This window comes from Clostridium sp. FP1, assembly GCF_011065975.2.
Taxonomy (GTDB): domain Bacteria; phylum Bacillota; class Clostridia; order Clostridiales; family Clostridiaceae; genus Clostridium_AD; species Clostridium_AD tagluense.
This window is the reverse complement of sequence record NZ_JAAMNJ020000001.1, coordinates 4,273,468-4,290,173: the sequence shown is the minus strand read 5'-3', so window position 1 is coordinate 4,290,173 and position 16,706 is coordinate 4,273,468. Positions and strand designations below refer to the sequence as shown.

Genomic DNA, 16,706 nt, shown 5'->3' with positions numbered 1-16,706 from the left:
TTACTAGGAGGAACTACGGATGAATGAAGAAATGAATGGAGAAACCAATATAAGTCTTGAAGATTATCTTATAATAATAAAAGAAAAGTTATGGTTAATAGTTTCTATAACGGTTATGGCTGTTATTATAGCAGGTATAGCAAGTTTTTTTGTTATAAAACCAACCTACCAGGCTAGTACCAGCATAATAGTTGGAAAGCCACAGGAAACTGCAAGTGGGGCTGCACAATTAAATAGTGATGTAATGATGTATCAAAATTTACTTAAGACATATACTGAAATTGCTAAGTCTGATTTAGTATCACAGGGGGCTTTGGATAAATTACATAGTAATTTAGAGTTAGAGCAGATTAAAAAGAGCATTACGGTTACTCCACAAACTGGAACTCAAATTCTAATAATCACGGCTAAGGGTAAAAAGCCTCAAGAGGTATTTAATATTATAAATGCTATTTCAACATCCTTTATAGAATCCTCAAAAAAGGTTTATCCTACAGGTGGAGATATACAGGTAATGGATAAAGCTATTATGCCCAAAAATCCTATTAGCCCCAATAAGAAATTAAACATTGCAATTGCTTTCTTTCTAGGATTAATGGTTTCGCTTGGAATTGTATTCCTTTTGGACTACATGGATAGCACTGTAAAGACCGAAAGTGATGTGGAAAAATATTTAGGATTACCAGTACTGGGCGTAATACCTAGAATGATTGTAGAGAAAAAATAGGAAGGTGATAGTATGATTGATATTCATAGTCATATACTTCCAGGAATTGATGATGGTTCAAAGGATATGGAAATGAGCATTAAAATGTTAAAGCTGGCAGAGGAAAAAGGAACAAAAACTATTGTAGCTACACCACATTATATAAGTGGTATATATGAAAATCACTATGAACAGGTTTTTGCTCTGCATCAAGAGTTAAAGCTTGAGGCAAAGTCTAGAGGTATAAAGGTAGAAATACTGCTAGGACAAGAAGTAATGCTAGACAAATATTCACTTAAGCTCTGCAAAGAGGGAAAATTAAGAGGGATAAATGGGACAAGCTATATGCTTATTGAATTTCCTATGGATAAATTGCCAAGGGATGCCCTTGATTTAATTTACGAGCTAAGGATTCTCAATATTAAGCCTATAATTGCACATCCAGAAAGATATGAATACATAAATGAATCACCTATTAATATAAATGATTTTATTGAAGAGGGATGCATATTTCAAATTAATACAGGAAGCCTACAAGGTTTATTTGGAAAGAAAATTCAAAATTGTGCGAAGCTACTAGTGAAAGAGGGTCTTGTAAACTTCATAGCTTCTGATGCTCATTCCTTAAATAGGAGATGCCCAGGCCTTATAGAAGGATTTAGAGAAGCCAAAGCCATAGATAGAGAAATAGAAAAAAAAGTATCAAGGAATTTAGAATTGTTACTCTTAGATAAAGCTATAGAAATGAATATGGAAAAAATAAAGAAAAAGAAAAGTATATTTCAGTTTTTCAAGCATTAATCATGCAACAAGCATTAATGCTTGAGCGCGCAAGTTGTGATTTATACATAAATTAATTGGATACTTAAAAAAATAATTAGCAAAGGTAGTGCATCAAATGAAAGGTTTAGATTTAATAACATTTAAAGAACCTACTTCGCCTATGTCAGAGTCTTATAGAACCCTTAGGACTAATATTCAGTTTTCATCTTTTGATAAAAAGATTAAAACCATACTAATAACTAGTTCAGGACCAGGAGAGGGAAAAACTACAACTTCTTCAAATTTAGCCATGGTCATGGCTCAAGGTGGAAATAAAACTATATTAATAGATTGTGATCAAAGAAAGCCACAGGTACATAAGGTTTTTGGATTTTCTAACGAAAATGGCTTATCTAACATTTTGGTAAGTGATAATGAAGTAGACATAAACATAGGTGTCCATGAAACTGAGCAGCCCAATCTCCATGTTTTATCTTCAGGCACAAGGCCTCCAAACCCGGCAGAACTTTTAGGCTCTGCAAAAATGAAAAATTTTATTGAGCAGTTAAAGAAAACCTATGACTTTATAATTTTAGATACTCCTCCAATAGTATTGGTTACAGATGCACAAATTCTAGCCCAGTATACGGATGGCTGCCTTTTAGTTATATCTTCAGGCGAGGCAGAACGTGATTCAGCAATTAAATCTAAAGGACTCCTTGAAAAGGTTAATGCAAAAATATTGGGGACAGTACTTAATAAAGTGGATTCAAAAAAGAAAGGCTACTATCACTATCAATATGAGTACGGTGGAACTAGCAAAGAAGGCAAAAATAGAAAGAAAGCAAAATAATAAAATTATTTTAAATCATAATTTTTATCTAAAGGAGGATAAAAAATTATGGTTTTTTATTTTGTTTAAGATTATTCATCTAAAAAAATTATAAATATTGGGAGACACATAATTATCTAGTAAAAACAAAACTAAATTTATCAAAAGCATTAAATTCATTTATTGAATAAAATTTTGAATTAGTTAAAATAAGTGGAATAAAATCATAGTAGTTTATTGCATATCAAGTAATATAAGTATAAAAAAAAATTTATATTATGACGATAAATGTATAAGGGTGAAGTATTGATATATAACACTTTAAAGGTTAATAAATTTAAAAAAATAATTCTTAAAGTGTAAAATAATAAGGAAGTTGACGTATATTGGAGTAAATGTTTATTAACGGACTAAATCGCCAAACGAAAAATTTGCCGTAAAATTGCTAAAGCTGTATAATTAAGTTCGATAACTATGAAGAATTTAAAAAAAGAGGTATATAAAATGAAAAATTTAGGGAAATGGAAAAAACCAATATTAATACTAAGTGATGCAGTACTAATAAATTTAGCCTACATATTAGCTATTTATTTCAGATATAATTATACGAACTTTAAGTTCTATTCCACTGACTATAAAGAGATAGCATTAATTGTAACAGTTATATATATAGCCTGTTTTTATATCTTTAAGCTTTATGAAAGCCTTTGGAGCTATGCCAGCATAGATGAGTTTATGTTGGTTATCGGTGCTTGTCTTGTTTCTAATTTATCTACTATAGCCTTTATTAGAATAATTGGACATAGCTTTGCCTATGGAGTAAGTATAATAGCTTGTGCTTTTTCAATTATTTTTATAGTTGGGCTTAGAATGTCCTTTAGAATTTACGGTAGATTTGAAAGCATTGTAAATTGCAATGCAAGCAAAATCCCCAAAGCAAGAGTAATGATAATTGGTGCTGGGGCGGCAGCTGCTATGGTTATAAAAGAAATGAAAAGTAGTAGCCAAAGTAAATATATGCCTGTAGCTGTAATTGATGATGAAGCTTATAAAAAAGGAAAAAACATTATGGGGGTAAAGGTCCTTGGAAGTAGGAGAGACATACCTGCCATAGTGAAAGAAAGATCCATAGAAACTATACTTATAGCTATACCTACTATTGATGAGATGGATAAAAAACAAATTTTAGAAATATGTAAAAAAACAAATTGTGAAATAGAAATTATTCCTGGTATGTATGAAATAATAAATGGTAAAGTTTCTTTAAATCAAATTAGAAAAGTAGAGATTGAAGATCTCCTTGGACGCAGCCCAGTTCAGCTAGATATGGCAGGCATTGCAAGTTATATTCAAAATAAAACCATATTAGTAACAGGTGGCGGTGGGTCAATTGGTTCTGAATTGTGTCGTCAAATTTTGAAATTCGAGCCTAAACAATTAATTATATTCGATATATATGAAAACAATGCTTATGATCTGCAAATGGAACTTAAGTATAAATACCCAAAATTAGATTTAAAAGTATTAATAGGATCTGTTAGAGATAAAGCTAGATTAAAAAGTGTATTTGAAAAGTATTCACCAAATATAGTTTTCCATGCAGCAGCACATAAACATGTTCCGCTAATGGAAGAAAGTCCCATGGAAGCCATAAAAAACAATGTGTTTGGTACTTATAATGTAGCAGAGTATGCACATAAATTTAATGTAGAAAGATTCGTCATGATTTCTACAGATAAAGCAGTAAACCCTACAAATGTAATGGGTGCAACTAAAAGAATGTGTGAAATGATTATACAATCCATGGATAAGATAAGTGAAACACACTTTGTAGCAGTGAGATTTGGTAATGTTTTAGGAAGTAATGGCTCTGTTATCCCGCTATTTAAAAAACAAATAGAGCGTGGTGGACCAATTACACTTACTAATAAATATATAACAAGGTTCTTTATGACAATACCAGAGGCAGCACAACTAGTGCTTCAATCCGGTGCATATGCCCAGGGTGGAGAAATATTCGTGTTGGATATGGGACAACCTGTAAAGATATACGATTTAGCCTGGGATTTAATAAAGCTTTCGGGATTTGTTCCTAATAAGGATATTAAAATTGAAATTACAGGACTTCGCCCAGGAGAAAAACTTTATGAAGAGCTTATGATGAGTGAAGAAGGACTTGCTAATACTAAACATGAGAAGATATTTGTTGGAAGGCCCACCTTTAGTGATTTGGCAGAAATGAAAAAGAAAATGAGGGAACTCGCGGTGGTTATTGAGGAAGATGATGTAGGCTTATTAATTAAGAAAATAGAAGAAATAGTTCCAACCTACAAGAGAAATATGGATGAAAGCGCGATTACAAAGATGCAAGAGTAAAAAAATTAGGGGGAGCATATTATGAGTAAATTTTTGAACATCATATTTAGTTTTGTATTATTAGTAATTTTATCACCGTTATTTTTAATTATAGGAGTAATAATAAAGTTGAATTCAAAAGGACCGGTATTCTTTACTCAGGTGAGAATTGGTAGAAATAATGAATTATTTAAATTTTATAAGTTTAGGACAATGAAAATTGGAACTCCTAATGTAGCAACAGACAAACTTGATAGTTCAAAAAGTTACATAACTACAACTGGAAAAATTTTAAGAAAAACTAGCCTTGACGAGCTCCCACAAATAATCAATATTCTTAAAGGTGATATGACTTTTGTAGGACCAAGACCTGCACTATATAATCAGTATGAACTTAAGGAACTTAGAACAAAGGCAGGAGTTCATAAATTACTCCCAGGAGTTACAGGGTGGGCTCAAATTAATGGACGAGATAATAATGATGATTATGAAAAAACGCAGCATGATAGGGATTATTTAAATAATAAATGTTTGTGGCTAGATGTAAGAATAGTATTTAGAACGGTTTTTAAGGTTTTAAGAGCAGAGGGGATTCTTGATGGTGTGCAGCATCAAGGTGGTGGACATCATCTTGATGCTGCACATCTAAAGAGCGAATCAAAAGATATTTAAGTATAGATCTGAGGTGATTTTAGATGGGTGATTTGTTAATAATTGGAGCTGGTGGACATGGTAGAGTGGTGGCTGAAACTGTAGAACTTATGGGCCTATGGGGAAATATTGTATTTCTAGACGATAGAATAGATGTAAATATGGTCCTGAATCATAGGATTGTTGGTAAATTGGAGGAATATGAGCAATTTACAGACAAGTATGATTATGCTATTGTATGTATAGGTGACAATGAGAAAAGAATGGTTTTAATGGAAAAGCTATTAAAGTCAGGATACAAAGTTCCAGTGATTATTCATCCTAAAGCCACCGTTAGTAAGTATAGCCATATAGGCGAGGGTAGTGTGATACTCGCTGGAGCTGTAATTAATACGGATGCTAGCATTGGGAGAGGGTGTATTGTTAATATCAATAGCTGCGTTGATCATGATAGCGTGGTTTATGATGGAGTTCATGTGTGTAGTGGAGCGATTGTTAGGAGTGGGTGTAGGATAGGGAAATTATCTTATATTGGCGCTGGAGGTTGCGTTAAACCGGGAGTTATGTTGCAAGATAAATTTGTATTGCATGATGGAATGGTGATTTAAACAAATAAAGGAGCGATTGCAGTTGAATCTAGGAAAGCAAGAAACGTGGTATGTATTATTTGTTAATTCAAGCCAAGAAGAAAAAGTGAAATGGTGTACATACTAAAGAATAAGACGATGATGGAGATATTCAATTTTTATGATTGAATGGTTAGGGCGAAGTGAGTATGAGGGGTGAAAAGATGTTATTAGTTACAGGAATTACAGGCCATAGCGGCAGATATTTCCTGCAAGAACTTATCAAAAATAAGTATGAGGGATCTATTCGCTGCATTGTTAGAGAGACATCTGACACATCAATAATCGATAGTAGTGGACTTAAGATAGATAAGGTTCTTGGAAATTTAAATGACCAAGAATTCATTGATAAAGCTATGGTTGGGGTGGATACTGTTATGCATATTTATAATATTCACCATTCTCCAATGATTGTACAAGCTGCTATTGATAATAATGTAAAAAGAGCTATATTAGTACATACCACCGGAATCTACTCCAATTTCAAGAATGCTTCCCAAAAATACAAGGAGATAGAGGGAAAAGTTTTAGAATTGACAAGAGACAGTCGCTGTCAGACGAGCATTACAATACTAAGACCTAGTATGATATATGGAGATTTGTGCGACAGTAATATGAGTAAGTTTATAAAAATGCTTGATAAGCTTCGAATTATGCCTGTCATAAATAGAGGCACTAGTTTGATACAACCTGTTAATGCTAGAGATTTGGGTAAAACATTTTTTATTGCGTTGATGTCACCAAATGACATAGCGGGGAAAGCTTACAATCTTTCTGGAGATAAGCCAATTATGATGATTGATGTATTTAAGTTGATAAGTCATGCACTTAATAAAACGACTATTTTTGTTAGTGTCCCTTTGAGCTTAGGCATATTTATGGCAAAAATCCTCAAGGTTATAACTCTTGGCAAAATTGATTATATTGAAAAAGTTCAAAGAATGGATGAAAACCGGAGCTATTCTCATGATGATGCAACTAATGATTTAAAATATAACCCAATTATGTTTGAAGATGGGATAATAATGGAAGTAGAAGAATACTTACAAAAATAAAACTAAGAAGTAAAAATAGTTACAGAAATTGTTTCTGATAGGAGCTGTATTTAAATGAATAACTATAAAGCAGATTATTGTAAAAAAGCTCTGGTAGTGACCACGGTTGCATCAACATTGGATCAATTTTGTATGAATGGTATAGGAATATTACAAAAATCCTATAATGTCTCTGTTGCTGCTAATTTTTATGTGGGGAATAATACATCTCAAAAAAGAGTAAAAGAATACAAATTTGGATTACAAGAAAAGAATATTGTTGTCAATGAAATAAATTTTAATAGAAATCCATTTTCTAAAGCCAATTTCTTTGCTTATAAAGATATTAAAAAACTTATAAACAGTAACTATTTTGAAATCATTCATTGTCACACACCAGTTGCAGCTATGATAGTAAGATTAGCAGCTCGTAAAGCCCGCAAAACGGGAACGAAGGTTATCTATACCGCTCACGGATTTCATTTTTACAAAGGGGCTCCATTGAAAAACTGGTTACTTTATTATCCGATTGAACGTTGGTTAGCGAGATGTACTGATGTACTTATTACAATCAATAAAGAAGATTATGCGAGGGCTAAGAAGTCATTTAAAGCAGGTAAAGTTGAGTACATTCCTGGCGTTGGAATTGATACCAAAAAAATTAGTGAAGTGATTGTTGATAAATTGGCTAAGCGTAGAGAATTGAGGGTGCCTAAAGACGCTTTTGTAATACTTTCGGTAGGAGAGCTTAATAAAAATAAGAATCATGAAACGGTGATTAAGGCTATAGCAAAGCTAAATAATCCAAATGTTTATTATTTGATATGTGGACAAGGAACATTGAAAAACTATTTGAAGGACTTAATAAAAAAATTATGTTTAGAGAAACAAGTTAATTTATTGGGTTATCGTACAGATATAGCAGAGATTAGTAAGACTTCAGACGTATTTGTTTTTCCTTCATATAGAGAGGGTTTATCCGTGGCTTTAATGGAGGCAATGGCTTCGGGACTTGAAGTAGCCTGTTCAAATATAAGGGGAAACATTGATTTAATTGAAAATGGTAAGGGTGGATACATAATAGAACCAGATGACATTGATGGATTTGCTGGAGCTATTGATGAAATTATTCGAAACCCAACTTTAAATAAAAATATGGGTAAATATAACAAAGAATGTATTGTGAAATTTGATATAGATAATGTAAAAGAAGATATGGAGAAAATATATTTTGAAGTGTAGTATTTTGAAAGTGTAATTTAGTGAGAAGATTCATAATGTGAAAATAATACTGATAGGATAGGACATTAGGTAGTAAGAAAGTGGGGGTAAAATGAAAGTATTAATAACTGGTGGAGCAGGGTTTATAGGATCTAACGTAGTCGATTTACTTATAAAACAAGGTCATAGTGTGATAGTTGTTGATAATCTTTCACAAGGTAAAAGAGAAAATGTACATAGTAGCGCTGGATTTTATAAATGTGACATATTAGATGTAGACGAGCTTAGTGTTATATTTTCTAAAGAACAGCCAGATGTAGTTATACATAATGCAGCTCAAATTGATATACAAACTTCCATAAAAAAACCAGCTTTAGATTCAGAAATTAATATCAAAGGAACTATAAATGTATTAGAATGTTGTAGAAAATTTGGAGTTGAAAAAATAGTATATCCATCTTCTGCGGCGGTGTATGGAGATCCTAAGTATTTACCAGTAGATGAAAATCATCCAGTTGAGCCCATATCTTTTTATGGAATATCAAAACATACACCAGAACATTATATAAAAACTTATGCAGATCTTTATAATATTAAGTACACAATATTTAGATATGCAAATGTATACGGGATAAGGCAAGATCCTAAAGGTGAAGGTGGAGTAGTTTCTATATCTATTGATAAATTTTTAAATAATAAATTTCCAATAATCTTTGGAGATGGTAACCAAACTAGAGATTTTATATATGTTAAAGATATAGCTAGAGCTAATTTACTAGCACTTAGCGGTGGAGATAATGAAATTTTAAATATAAGTACACAGAAACCAGTTACAGTTATTGAACTTTTTAAGGTAATGAAAGAAATATTTAATAGTAAATTAGAAGCTATTCATGAAAAAGAAAGATATGGGGACATAAGAGATAGTAATTTGAAAAATGAAAAAGCGTATAAGTTTTTAAATTGGAAGAATGAATATAGTTTAGAAGATGGATTGAAGGAGACTTGCAGGTATTATATGGAGGTATATGAGGCAGAAAAAGAAGCTGCGGTTACTACAAATAGTTTGCCTTAAATAAAAGGAAACACAAATATAATTAAAGTGGTAAGGGCGAATAGTTACTTGAACCTAATGATGTTGATGAGTTTGAAGATGACGCCAATAAAAAAAATTGAAAGGTAATTTTAAAAGAAAATATGGACAATGTAATAAAAACAAAATCATAGAATTTAATAGAAGAATCGTAAAAAAGATATGGAGAAAATATACTTAGGGGTGTAATATTTTGAAAAAACATTTGATGATAATCGTGAAGTATTTCAAACCATTATATAAGATTTATTATTGGATTGGCTCGTTCGCTGTAAATATTCTTAAACTCTTTGTTAAATCAGAGGATAATTTGGTCCTTTTTATCAGTTTTGGGGGCAAGAAGTTTGATGACAGTCCAAAAGATATATACGAAGATATGATAAAAGATAATCGTTTTAATGGTTATGATTTTGTTTGGGCTTTTCAAAATACTCAAGCATTTAAAATCCCGAGAGGACGAATAATCAAGACAGACTCATATAAGTATTACATTACTGCCTTAAAAGCACGTTGCTGGGTAACTAATTCAGCAGTTGAGAGAGGATTAAACTTCAAAGGGAAAAGTACTTTTTATTTTAACACTTGGCATGGTACACCTATTAAAAAGATGGGAGAAGATATAGTTAATACAAATAAGTCATTTGGAATGAAGAGAAAATGGGATGTTGATGTAATGACATCCCAAAGCAAATATGAAGCTGACATATTTTCAAGGGTGTTTAGTATAAATAGAGAGAATTTTTTGATTTGTGGTTTGCCTAGAAATGATATTTTAGCAGATCGAACAGTGGAAACAAAGCAAGCGATGATGCGGAAAATCGGATTACCCTTAGATAAAAAGGTAGTATTGTATGCACCCACATTTAGGGAATATGAAAGAGACGAGCAGTTCAATTGTGTTATAGCACCACCTATTGATTTTGATAGATGGAGAAAGAAAATTGGGGACGGATATGTGATTTTACTTCGTGCCCATTATGAGGTAGCAAAAGTACTAAATGTTAAAACAGACGATGGGTTTGTGTATAATGTATCAGATTATCCAGTGTTAAATGACTTAATGTTAGCATCTGACATGTTGATTTCGGATTATTCAAGTATTTTCTTTGATTATTCAATTTTAGATAGACCTATGTTTTGTTATACATATGATTATAATGAGTATGAGGAGAAACGTGGAATGTACTTTGATATACGGAAGGAACTACTTGGGAGTTCGCTCAATGAAGAAGAGTTATTGCTTTTGATTAACAGTTTGAATTATGATAAAGCGTTAGAAAAGGTTAGAAGTTTTAGGAGTAAATATGTTGAAAGTTATGGAAATGCCACTAAAACTTCTTTAGATACTATTTTTGAAAAAATTAAAAAGAATTGAGGGATTTAGTATGAAAAGGGTAATTACATATGGTACTTTTGATTTGTTACATTATGGACACATTAATTTGCTAAGAAGAGCGAAGGCTTTAGGAGATTATTTAATTGTAGTATTATCATCAGATGAATTTAATAGCATAGAAAAAGGCAAAACCACATATTTTACCTACGAAGAAAGAAAAAAATTATTAGAAGCAATTAGATATGTTGATTTGGTAATACCAGAGAATAATTGGGAACAAAAAGTATCAGATGTTCAAGAATATAAAATTGATAATTTTGTTATGGGTGATGATTGGAAAGGCAAATTTGATTTTCTAAATGATTATTGTCAAGTTGTATACTTGGAACGTACACCGGAGATTTCTACAACAAAGATAAAGGAAGATTTACAGCTAAATAGTGAGAAAAGAAATGGGTAAAGTATAAAGAGTTGTTTGGAGAAAATGATTCAAATTTTATCTGAATTAAGTTATTCATTAAGGAAGACTTAGTTGTTATAGCAACGATTTGGGAGGAAAAATGAAATCAATAAGAGTGTTAAATATTCTTCATAGTATGGATTGCGGTGGCACCGAAACGATGATAATGAATTATTATCGAAAGATCGATAGAAACAAAATACAGTTTGATTTTTTATTGACTAATTCAAATCACTGCGACTATGAGGAGGAAATATTAAAATTAGGAGGGAAGATTTATAGAATCCCTCTTTTAACCAAAAAAAAGCCTTGGGTTTATTGCAAGGGGATCAGTGACTTTTTTAAAGAGCATAAAGAATATAGAATTGTTCACTCACATACAACAAGTAAAAGTGTGATTCCTTTGTTTTATGCAAAGAAAAACATGATACCAGTTCGGATTGCTCACTGTCACGGATCAAAGTCTGAGAGTGGAATTAATGGGAAAATTCGCTCAGCACTTCGCCCTTTTTTAAAGTTAGTTACAACTGATTATTTTGCATGTAGTAAAGATGCAGGTATTTATCTTTTTGGAGAGACCTATTTTAATTTAGGGAAAATAAACATCATTAAAAACCCTGTTGATTCATCAAAATATTTATTCAGCGAGCAGAAGCGACTTGAAATACGAAAATTATTAAATTTAGATAATAGATTTGTTATTGGTCATGTAGGCCGATTTCACCCTGTAAAAAACCATACTTTTCTTATTGATGTATTTAATGAAGTGCATAAGAACAACCCAAATGCCACGTTGGTTCTGATTGGAACTGGAAGTGAGCAGGAAAGAATCAAAGAAAAGGTGGTAAAGTTAAAATTAACTAACAGTGTTGAATTTCTTGGATTGCGCAATGATGTAGCAGATTTATTACAAGCGATAGATGTTTTCGTATTTCCATCTTTATATGAGGGTTTGGGTTTAGTGACCATCGAGGCACAAGCGAGTGGACTGCCTTGTGTTATATCCGATACAATTCCAAAAGAAGTAAGTATTACTGGTTTGGTTAAATGTATAAATTTGAACGATCCTATAGAGAACTGGGCAGAAGAAATAATAGAAAGTGGGAATGTAAAAAGGCAAAATACACAAGTAGAGATTATTAAGTCGGGGTATGATATTTCTAAGAATGCAGAATGGTTACAAAAATTTTACCTTAAGAACTATAAGAGGTTAGCAGTTAAATAGATAGATTCAGATGGTACTTAAAAATGGAGGATTTAATGAAGCAAAATGTTTTAATTATTGTTCCACATCAAGACGATGAAATTAATGTTGCGGGTTCAATGATATATAAGCTAACAAAAGAAAATATATGTGTTGATGTATTGTACACTACAAATGGAGATTACCACCCGTATGAAGCTCTTACTCGACTTAAAGAATGTATTTCATCTCTAGATGTTCTTGGTGTATCGGAAGAAAATATACACTTTTTAGGATATGGCGACACATGGAAGGGTAAAACTCACTTATATAATGCCGAAGGAGATGAATCATTGGTTTCCATCGCGGGTAAACACGAAACCTATGGCTTACCTAAACATCCGGAGTATAGATTTATGAAGTCTGGTATTCATAGTAAATACAACCGAAATAATTATAAGCGTGATATGAGAGATGTAATACTTGATATTATGCCTACAGTAATTATTTGTGTTGATTTTGATTGGCACTGGGACCATAGAGCCACATCTCTTATGTTTGAAGAAATAATTGGAGATTTACTAAAAGAAAGAAATGATTTTAAGCCTTTTGTTATGAAAAAATTTGCATATGCAGGAGTTTGGGAAGGGCCTAAAGATTATTATGATCAGCCTTTCAAACCTACTATTTTACCTTTTAAAAAGCTTGATCAGAATTATGAACTTGATGTTCCGTCTTACAAGTGGGATAGTCGTATTAGATTCGAAGTGCCCGCAGAAGCAAAAACGCCTTTAATAAGAAACAACATAATATATAAAGCTGCTTGCAAACAGAAGTCGCAAATGGTTAGATTTACCATAGATAGAATATGTAATGATGATGCAATATATTGGTTACGCAGAACTGATAGTTTAACCTATCACGCAAGTATTAATGTTAGCTCTGGCAATGCAAAATACTTGAATGATTTTAAGCTGATAGACTGTTCTAATGTATATACAAAAAGGGAAAATGTAAATATTTTTGATAATTGCATTTGGATACCTGATGAAAAAGATGAAAATAAAACTATTACATTTTTATTTGATGAACCGAAAATTGTACAAAGCATATCTTTATATGAAAATTTTGATTTATCATGTAATATAATTGATGCAGAAATCGATTTTTACAACGGATATAAAATGAGAACCGGTAAGTTAATAAACAGTGGAGCAGAAACAATAATTTTATTTCCACAGCAAAAAAATATAACAAAAATTTCAGTTAAGATTATAAAATATGTAGGAGAAAAACCAGGTTTTACTGAAGTCGAAATATTTTCAAATAGAAAAAAACCTAATTTGTTTTTCTTAGCCAATAAATATGAAACCGGTAAGGGAATCAGCTTACCATCTAGTAGAATAGCAGAAATGATTAAAATTAATTACTTCAAGACATTGCTTTTAGTAGCAAGAATAAACAGAAAACTCAAAAGAGTGTATAAAAATGGTTAAATAGAAAGGGAAAATTATGACTATAAATAACACAATTGAGAATAAAATTATACTTATTGGTGGCGAACAACATAATGGTATAGGAATTGCTAGAAGTCTAGGAGTAAAGGGAATTATGCCATATGGGATTATTACATCACCTGGAGAAAGACGATATACGTCAAAGTCAAAGTTTTGGAAAGAGACATGGCTTGTTTTAGATGATGAAAATGGAATCATGACGGTTTTACGTCAAGAGTTCAATTCAGAAAAGCAAAAGCCAATTATTATTCCATATTCTGATTTAGCAGAAGAAGTTATTGATAAAAATCTCAATGAATTGAAACAAAAATTTATTGTACCAAGCATTAATGGCATGCAGGGGGCAGTAAATAAACTACAAGATAAAAACATTCAATATAAATTAGCTCAAGACTATGGTATACCGATGGCTAAAAGTTGGGTTATAAATATCAGTCCAGTACTTTCGATACCTAATGATATAAGTTTTCCATGTATATTAAAACCTCAAGTTAGTTCAGAAGGGGACAAAAGAGATATAGTCATTTGTAAAAATATAGATCAATTAGAAAATGCAATTAAAATATTAGAAAGCAAGTCTTATAAAAGAATTTTTGCACAAGAATATATTAATAAAGATTATGAATTGGATTTATTTGGATGTATAATGATGAATTCCAATGAGATTATTTTATGCCCACTACGTATTATTCGAGAATGGCCAGTTAGTGGTGGAACAAATTGTTATTCAAGCTTCGTAATAGATCAAGGAATAAGAAATGAATGTATAAAAATAGTAGAAGTGCTACGTTACATTGGTTTTAGAGGGACATATGATATCGAATTATTTAATGTAAAAGGTAAAATCTACTTGAATGAAATTAATTTCCGAAATAGTGGAAATGGACATTGTTCTGTGTTTCAAGAAATGTATTATCCATATATTTGGTGTCTAGATGCTGCAGGTTTGAGGATACCAAATTTTAAAAAATATGCTGATAAGGCAGGATATGTAATGACAGAAGTTACAGATTTTCGCCATGTTATATATGGACATTTAGGTTTTAAAAATTGGCTAGCAGATTTACATAAAACGAATTGTTTTATGTTGTTCGATAAACGGGATATGAAGCCATTTTGGAATAGAATTTTATATTATATTAAGCAATCAATGCATAAAGGAAAAGAGCAAAGAAAAAAAGCAGAATAGTGAGGTTATTATGGAAATGAAAGAAAGAAATATATTGCTTACTGTGTTTACTCCAACTTATAATCGTGGGGCTGTTTTAAATAAATGCTATGAAAGTTTATGTTTGCTATTAATCGAGGAAGGTGAATTAAGCCAATCAATGGAAGAGAGAGTTACGACTTTAGGTGTATGGGAAGAAGCTATTTTATATTAATAAGTAGGTGGGATAATTATGCATGAAAAAAAGAGAATAACAGTTTTTACTCCCACATATAATCGTGCTTACATTTTGAACCGATTATATGAGAGTTTGAAAAGGCAGACAAATGACTCATTTCTTTGGCTTATTGTAGATGATGGATCTACTGACAATACAGAAGAGCTTGTGAATACTTGGTTGTCGGAAGAGCTTATAGAAGTAAGATATTGCAAACAGAAAAACGGTGGAAAACAGAGAGCTCACAATAAAGGTGTAGAACTTTGTGATACAGAACTTTTTATCTGCGTTGATTCTGATGACTATGTAACAGAAGATGCTATAGAAAGTTTTATTTCAACTTGGGATAGTATAAAAAATAAGCAGAAAATTAGCGGCATCGTGGCATTAAGAGGCAAAGATAGTGATACGCCAATGGGAACTTGGATGCCCCAAAATGTAGAAATATCTCCCTTAACTGATTTATGTGATAGATATGGTTTTCGTGGTGATACAGCATTACTTTTTCGCACAGATATTTTAAAACAGTTTTTATTTTTTGTAGTTCAAGGAGAAAAATTTATTGGTGAAAGTTACGTCTATCTTCAAATTGACCAACATTATTCGTTATATTTATTAGATAGGATACTTTATATATGTGAATATCTTGAAGATGGCTATACAGCAAATGTTAGAAGCTTGACGAAAAATAACCCTAGAGGCTATATGGTTCTTAATCGACAGTCAGCAGCATTTTCAAAATCTATCAAGAGCAAATATCTTAATAGCATACGTTACATGGTCGGTTGTATTCTCAGCAAAGAAAAACACAAAATCAAAAACGCACCATATAAAAATTTTGCAGTATTAGCTTATCCCCCAGCAATATTATTATATATTTTACGTTATAGATAATGTGAAAAACATAAACATATAGTTAGGTTTTGGAACATATGGTCACAGCAAACGAATAGAAATGATCTATTTTCTAAAAGAATATGTGAAATATATCTATAAACAGATCAAATAGACTGATGTGAATGAGGGTTGCTAAATTAATAAAATTAAAGAAAATACTCTCATTTTAGTTTAAAGCGTAAAAATAGATTATGCTTACTTGGAATGGAAAAATAACAATATAGATGCAGAAATTATAATGGAAGAGTTTCCTAAGCTAATTAGAGGATTTAGAACAATGTGGATTAGTTATAATCTTCCATTTCAAAGTTTTTCATACGGAAACTAGGAAAATGAAGTAAAAAATTGTAAAACAATAGTTGTTCATGTATCTTCAGTTACAATAGGGCTAAAAGCACAAAAATAGTAGGAATATGTCTTTGTTAATTATTTCATTTCAAACCAACGACTGTGTTTTTTTATCTGAAAAAATGTATAGATAGTTTGGTTATTTTAAAAAAAGAAAGAAATATAGTGTAGTTTATTATACGGTATTTATAGATTAGTAATTAAAGTAACTATAATGGGACCAAATGCAGTATAGGGAGTAGTTTTCGACATATATGGAATGGGTAGTATATTTAAATGATATGTTAAGCGCATGTATTG

General features: G+C 31.4%; 17 protein-coding genes. All 17 read left to right on the top strand.

The features are described from left to right. The first annotated feature begins 19 nt into the window (after positions 1–19). The 17 genes from G9F70_RS20530 to G9F70_RS27125 all read left to right on the top strand — a co-directional run bounded on the left by G9F70_RS20530 (position 20) and on the right by G9F70_RS27125 (position 16,386). Positions 20–727 (top strand): YveK family protein, encoded by a 708-nt coding sequence (locus G9F70_RS20530; protein ID WP_164945531.1) that lies wholly within the window; start codon positions 20–22, stop codon positions 725–727. Between the two features lie 12 nt (positions 728–739). Continuing rightward, complete coding sequence (locus G9F70_RS20525; RefSeq protein ID WP_164945530.1) at positions 740–1,507, top strand: tyrosine-protein phosphatase; 768 nt, start codon at positions 740–742, stop codon at positions 1,505–1,507. Positions 1,508–1,604: 97 nt separating this feature from the next. Beyond that, complete coding sequence (locus tag G9F70_RS20520; protein WP_164945529.1) at positions 1,605–2,321, top strand: CpsD/CapB family tyrosine-protein kinase; 717 nt, start codon at positions 1,605–1,607, stop codon at positions 2,319–2,321. A 453-nt stretch (positions 2,322–2,774) separates the two neighbouring features. Then, entirely contained in the window at positions 2,775–4,676 is a 1,902-nt protein-coding gene (locus tag G9F70_RS20515; RefSeq protein ID WP_224617712.1) for a nucleoside-diphosphate sugar epimerase/dehydratase, read from the top strand. A gap of 21 nt (positions 4,677–4,697) precedes the next feature. Next, a complete protein-coding gene (locus G9F70_RS20510) occupies positions 4,698–5,327 on the top strand; it encodes a sugar transferase (protein ID WP_164945527.1) in 630 nt (209 codons plus the stop codon). 23 nt (positions 5,328–5,350) lie between these two features. Continuing rightward, the gene (locus G9F70_RS20505) at positions 5,351–5,914 is read left to right on the top strand and encodes a NeuD/PglB/VioB family sugar acetyltransferase (protein WP_164945526.1); all 564 of its coding nucleotides are present in this window, start codon (positions 5,351–5,353) and stop codon (positions 5,912–5,914) included. A gap of 182 nt (positions 5,915–6,096) precedes the next feature. Further along, on the top strand, positions 6,097–6,987 hold the full coding sequence (locus G9F70_RS20500; RefSeq protein ID WP_164945525.1) for an SDR family oxidoreductase: 891 nt from the start codon (positions 6,097–6,099) through the stop codon (positions 6,985–6,987). A gap of 54 nt (positions 6,988–7,041) precedes the next feature. Beyond that, positions 7,042–8,208, top strand: a complete 1,167-nt coding sequence (locus tag G9F70_RS20495; RefSeq protein ID WP_164945524.1) for a glycosyltransferase family 4 protein — start codon at positions 7,042–7,044, stop codon at positions 8,206–8,208. 91 nt (positions 8,209–8,299) lie between these two features. After that, complete coding sequence (locus G9F70_RS20490; protein ID WP_164945523.1) at positions 8,300–9,262, top strand: NAD-dependent epimerase/dehydratase family protein; 963 nt, start codon at positions 8,300–8,302, stop codon at positions 9,260–9,262. A 211-nt stretch (positions 9,263–9,473) separates the two neighbouring features. Then, the gene (locus G9F70_RS20485; protein ID WP_202882630.1) at positions 9,474–10,655 is read left to right on the top strand and encodes a CDP-glycerol glycerophosphotransferase family protein; all 1,182 of its coding nucleotides are present in this window, start codon (positions 9,474–9,476) and stop codon (positions 10,653–10,655) included. A 10-nt stretch (positions 10,656–10,665) separates the two neighbouring features. Then, a complete protein-coding gene (gene tagD / locus G9F70_RS20480; RefSeq protein WP_164945522.1) occupies positions 10,666–11,076 on the top strand; it encodes a glycerol-3-phosphate cytidylyltransferase in 411 nt (136 codons plus the stop codon). Between the two features lie 100 nt (positions 11,077–11,176). Continuing rightward, positions 11,177–12,301: a glycosyltransferase family 1 protein gene (locus G9F70_RS20475; protein WP_164945521.1), complete on the top strand. Its 1,125-nt coding sequence runs from the start codon at positions 11,177–11,179 to the stop codon at positions 12,299–12,301. Positions 12,302–12,336: 35 nt separating this feature from the next. Further along, positions 12,337–13,755, top strand: coding sequence for a PIG-L family deacetylase (locus G9F70_RS20470; protein ID WP_164945520.1), 1,419 nt, complete (start codon positions 12,337–12,339; stop codon positions 13,753–13,755). A 16-nt stretch (positions 13,756–13,771) separates the two neighbouring features. Continuing rightward, positions 13,772–14,965 carry an ATP-grasp domain-containing protein gene (locus G9F70_RS20465; RefSeq protein ID WP_164945519.1) on the top strand — a complete coding sequence of 398 codons (1,194 nt, stop codon included), beginning with the start codon at positions 13,772–13,774 and terminating at the stop codon, positions 14,963–14,965. Positions 14,966–14,981: 16 nt separating this feature from the next. Next, the gene (locus tag G9F70_RS20460; RefSeq protein ID WP_224617711.1) at positions 14,982–15,158 is read left to right on the top strand and encodes a hypothetical protein; all 177 of its coding nucleotides are present in this window, start codon (positions 14,982–14,984) and stop codon (positions 15,156–15,158) included. A gap of 18 nt (positions 15,159–15,176) precedes the next feature. After that, positions 15,177–16,055, top strand: a complete 879-nt coding sequence (locus G9F70_RS20455; protein ID WP_164945517.1) for a glycosyltransferase family 2 protein — start codon at positions 15,177–15,179, stop codon at positions 16,053–16,055. Between the two features lie 202 nt (positions 16,056–16,257). Then, entirely contained in the window at positions 16,258–16,386 is a 129-nt protein-coding gene (locus G9F70_RS27125) for a hypothetical protein (protein ID WP_263484344.1), read from the top strand. Positions 16,387–16,706 lie beyond the last annotated feature (320 nt).

Coding starts and splice junctions, on each gene's coding strand:
- tagD (WP_164945522.1), top strand. CDS start 10,666: ATGAAAAGGGTAATTACATATGGTACTTTTGATTTGTTACATTATGGA.
- G9F70_RS20525 (WP_164945530.1), top strand. CDS start 740: ATGATTGATATTCATAGTCATATACTTCCAGGAATTGATGATGGTTCA.
- G9F70_RS20460 (WP_224617711.1), top strand. CDS start 14,982: ATGAAAGAAAGAAATATATTGCTTACTGTGTTTACTCCAACTTATAAT.
- G9F70_RS20520 (WP_164945529.1), top strand. CDS start 1,605: ATGAAAGGTTTAGATTTAATAACATTTAAAGAACCTACTTCGCCTATG.
- G9F70_RS20510 (WP_164945527.1), top strand. CDS start 4,698: ATGAGTAAATTTTTGAACATCATATTTAGTTTTGTATTATTAGTAATT.
- G9F70_RS20455 (WP_164945517.1), top strand. CDS start 15,177: ATGCATGAAAAAAAGAGAATAACAGTTTTTACTCCCACATATAATCGT.
- G9F70_RS20530 (WP_164945531.1), top strand. CDS start 20: ATGAATGAAGAAATGAATGGAGAAACCAATATAAGTCTTGAAGATTAT.
- G9F70_RS20490 (WP_164945523.1), top strand. CDS start 8,300: ATGAAAGTATTAATAACTGGTGGAGCAGGGTTTATAGGATCTAACGTA.
- G9F70_RS20475 (WP_164945521.1), top strand. CDS start 11,177: ATGAAATCAATAAGAGTGTTAAATATTCTTCATAGTATGGATTGCGGT.
- G9F70_RS20500 (WP_164945525.1), top strand. CDS start 6,097: ATGTTATTAGTTACAGGAATTACAGGCCATAGCGGCAGATATTTCCTG.
- G9F70_RS20505 (WP_164945526.1), top strand. CDS start 5,351: ATGGGTGATTTGTTAATAATTGGAGCTGGTGGACATGGTAGAGTGGTG.
- G9F70_RS20470 (WP_164945520.1), top strand. CDS start 12,337: ATGAAGCAAAATGTTTTAATTATTGTTCCACATCAAGACGATGAAATT.
- G9F70_RS20515 (WP_224617712.1), top strand. CDS start 2,775: ATGAAGAATTTAAAAAAAGAGGTATATAAAATGAAAAATTTAGGGAAA.
- G9F70_RS20495 (WP_164945524.1), top strand. CDS start 7,042: ATGAATAACTATAAAGCAGATTATTGTAAAAAAGCTCTGGTAGTGACC.
- G9F70_RS20465 (WP_164945519.1), top strand. CDS start 13,772: ATGACTATAAATAACACAATTGAGAATAAAATTATACTTATTGGTGGC.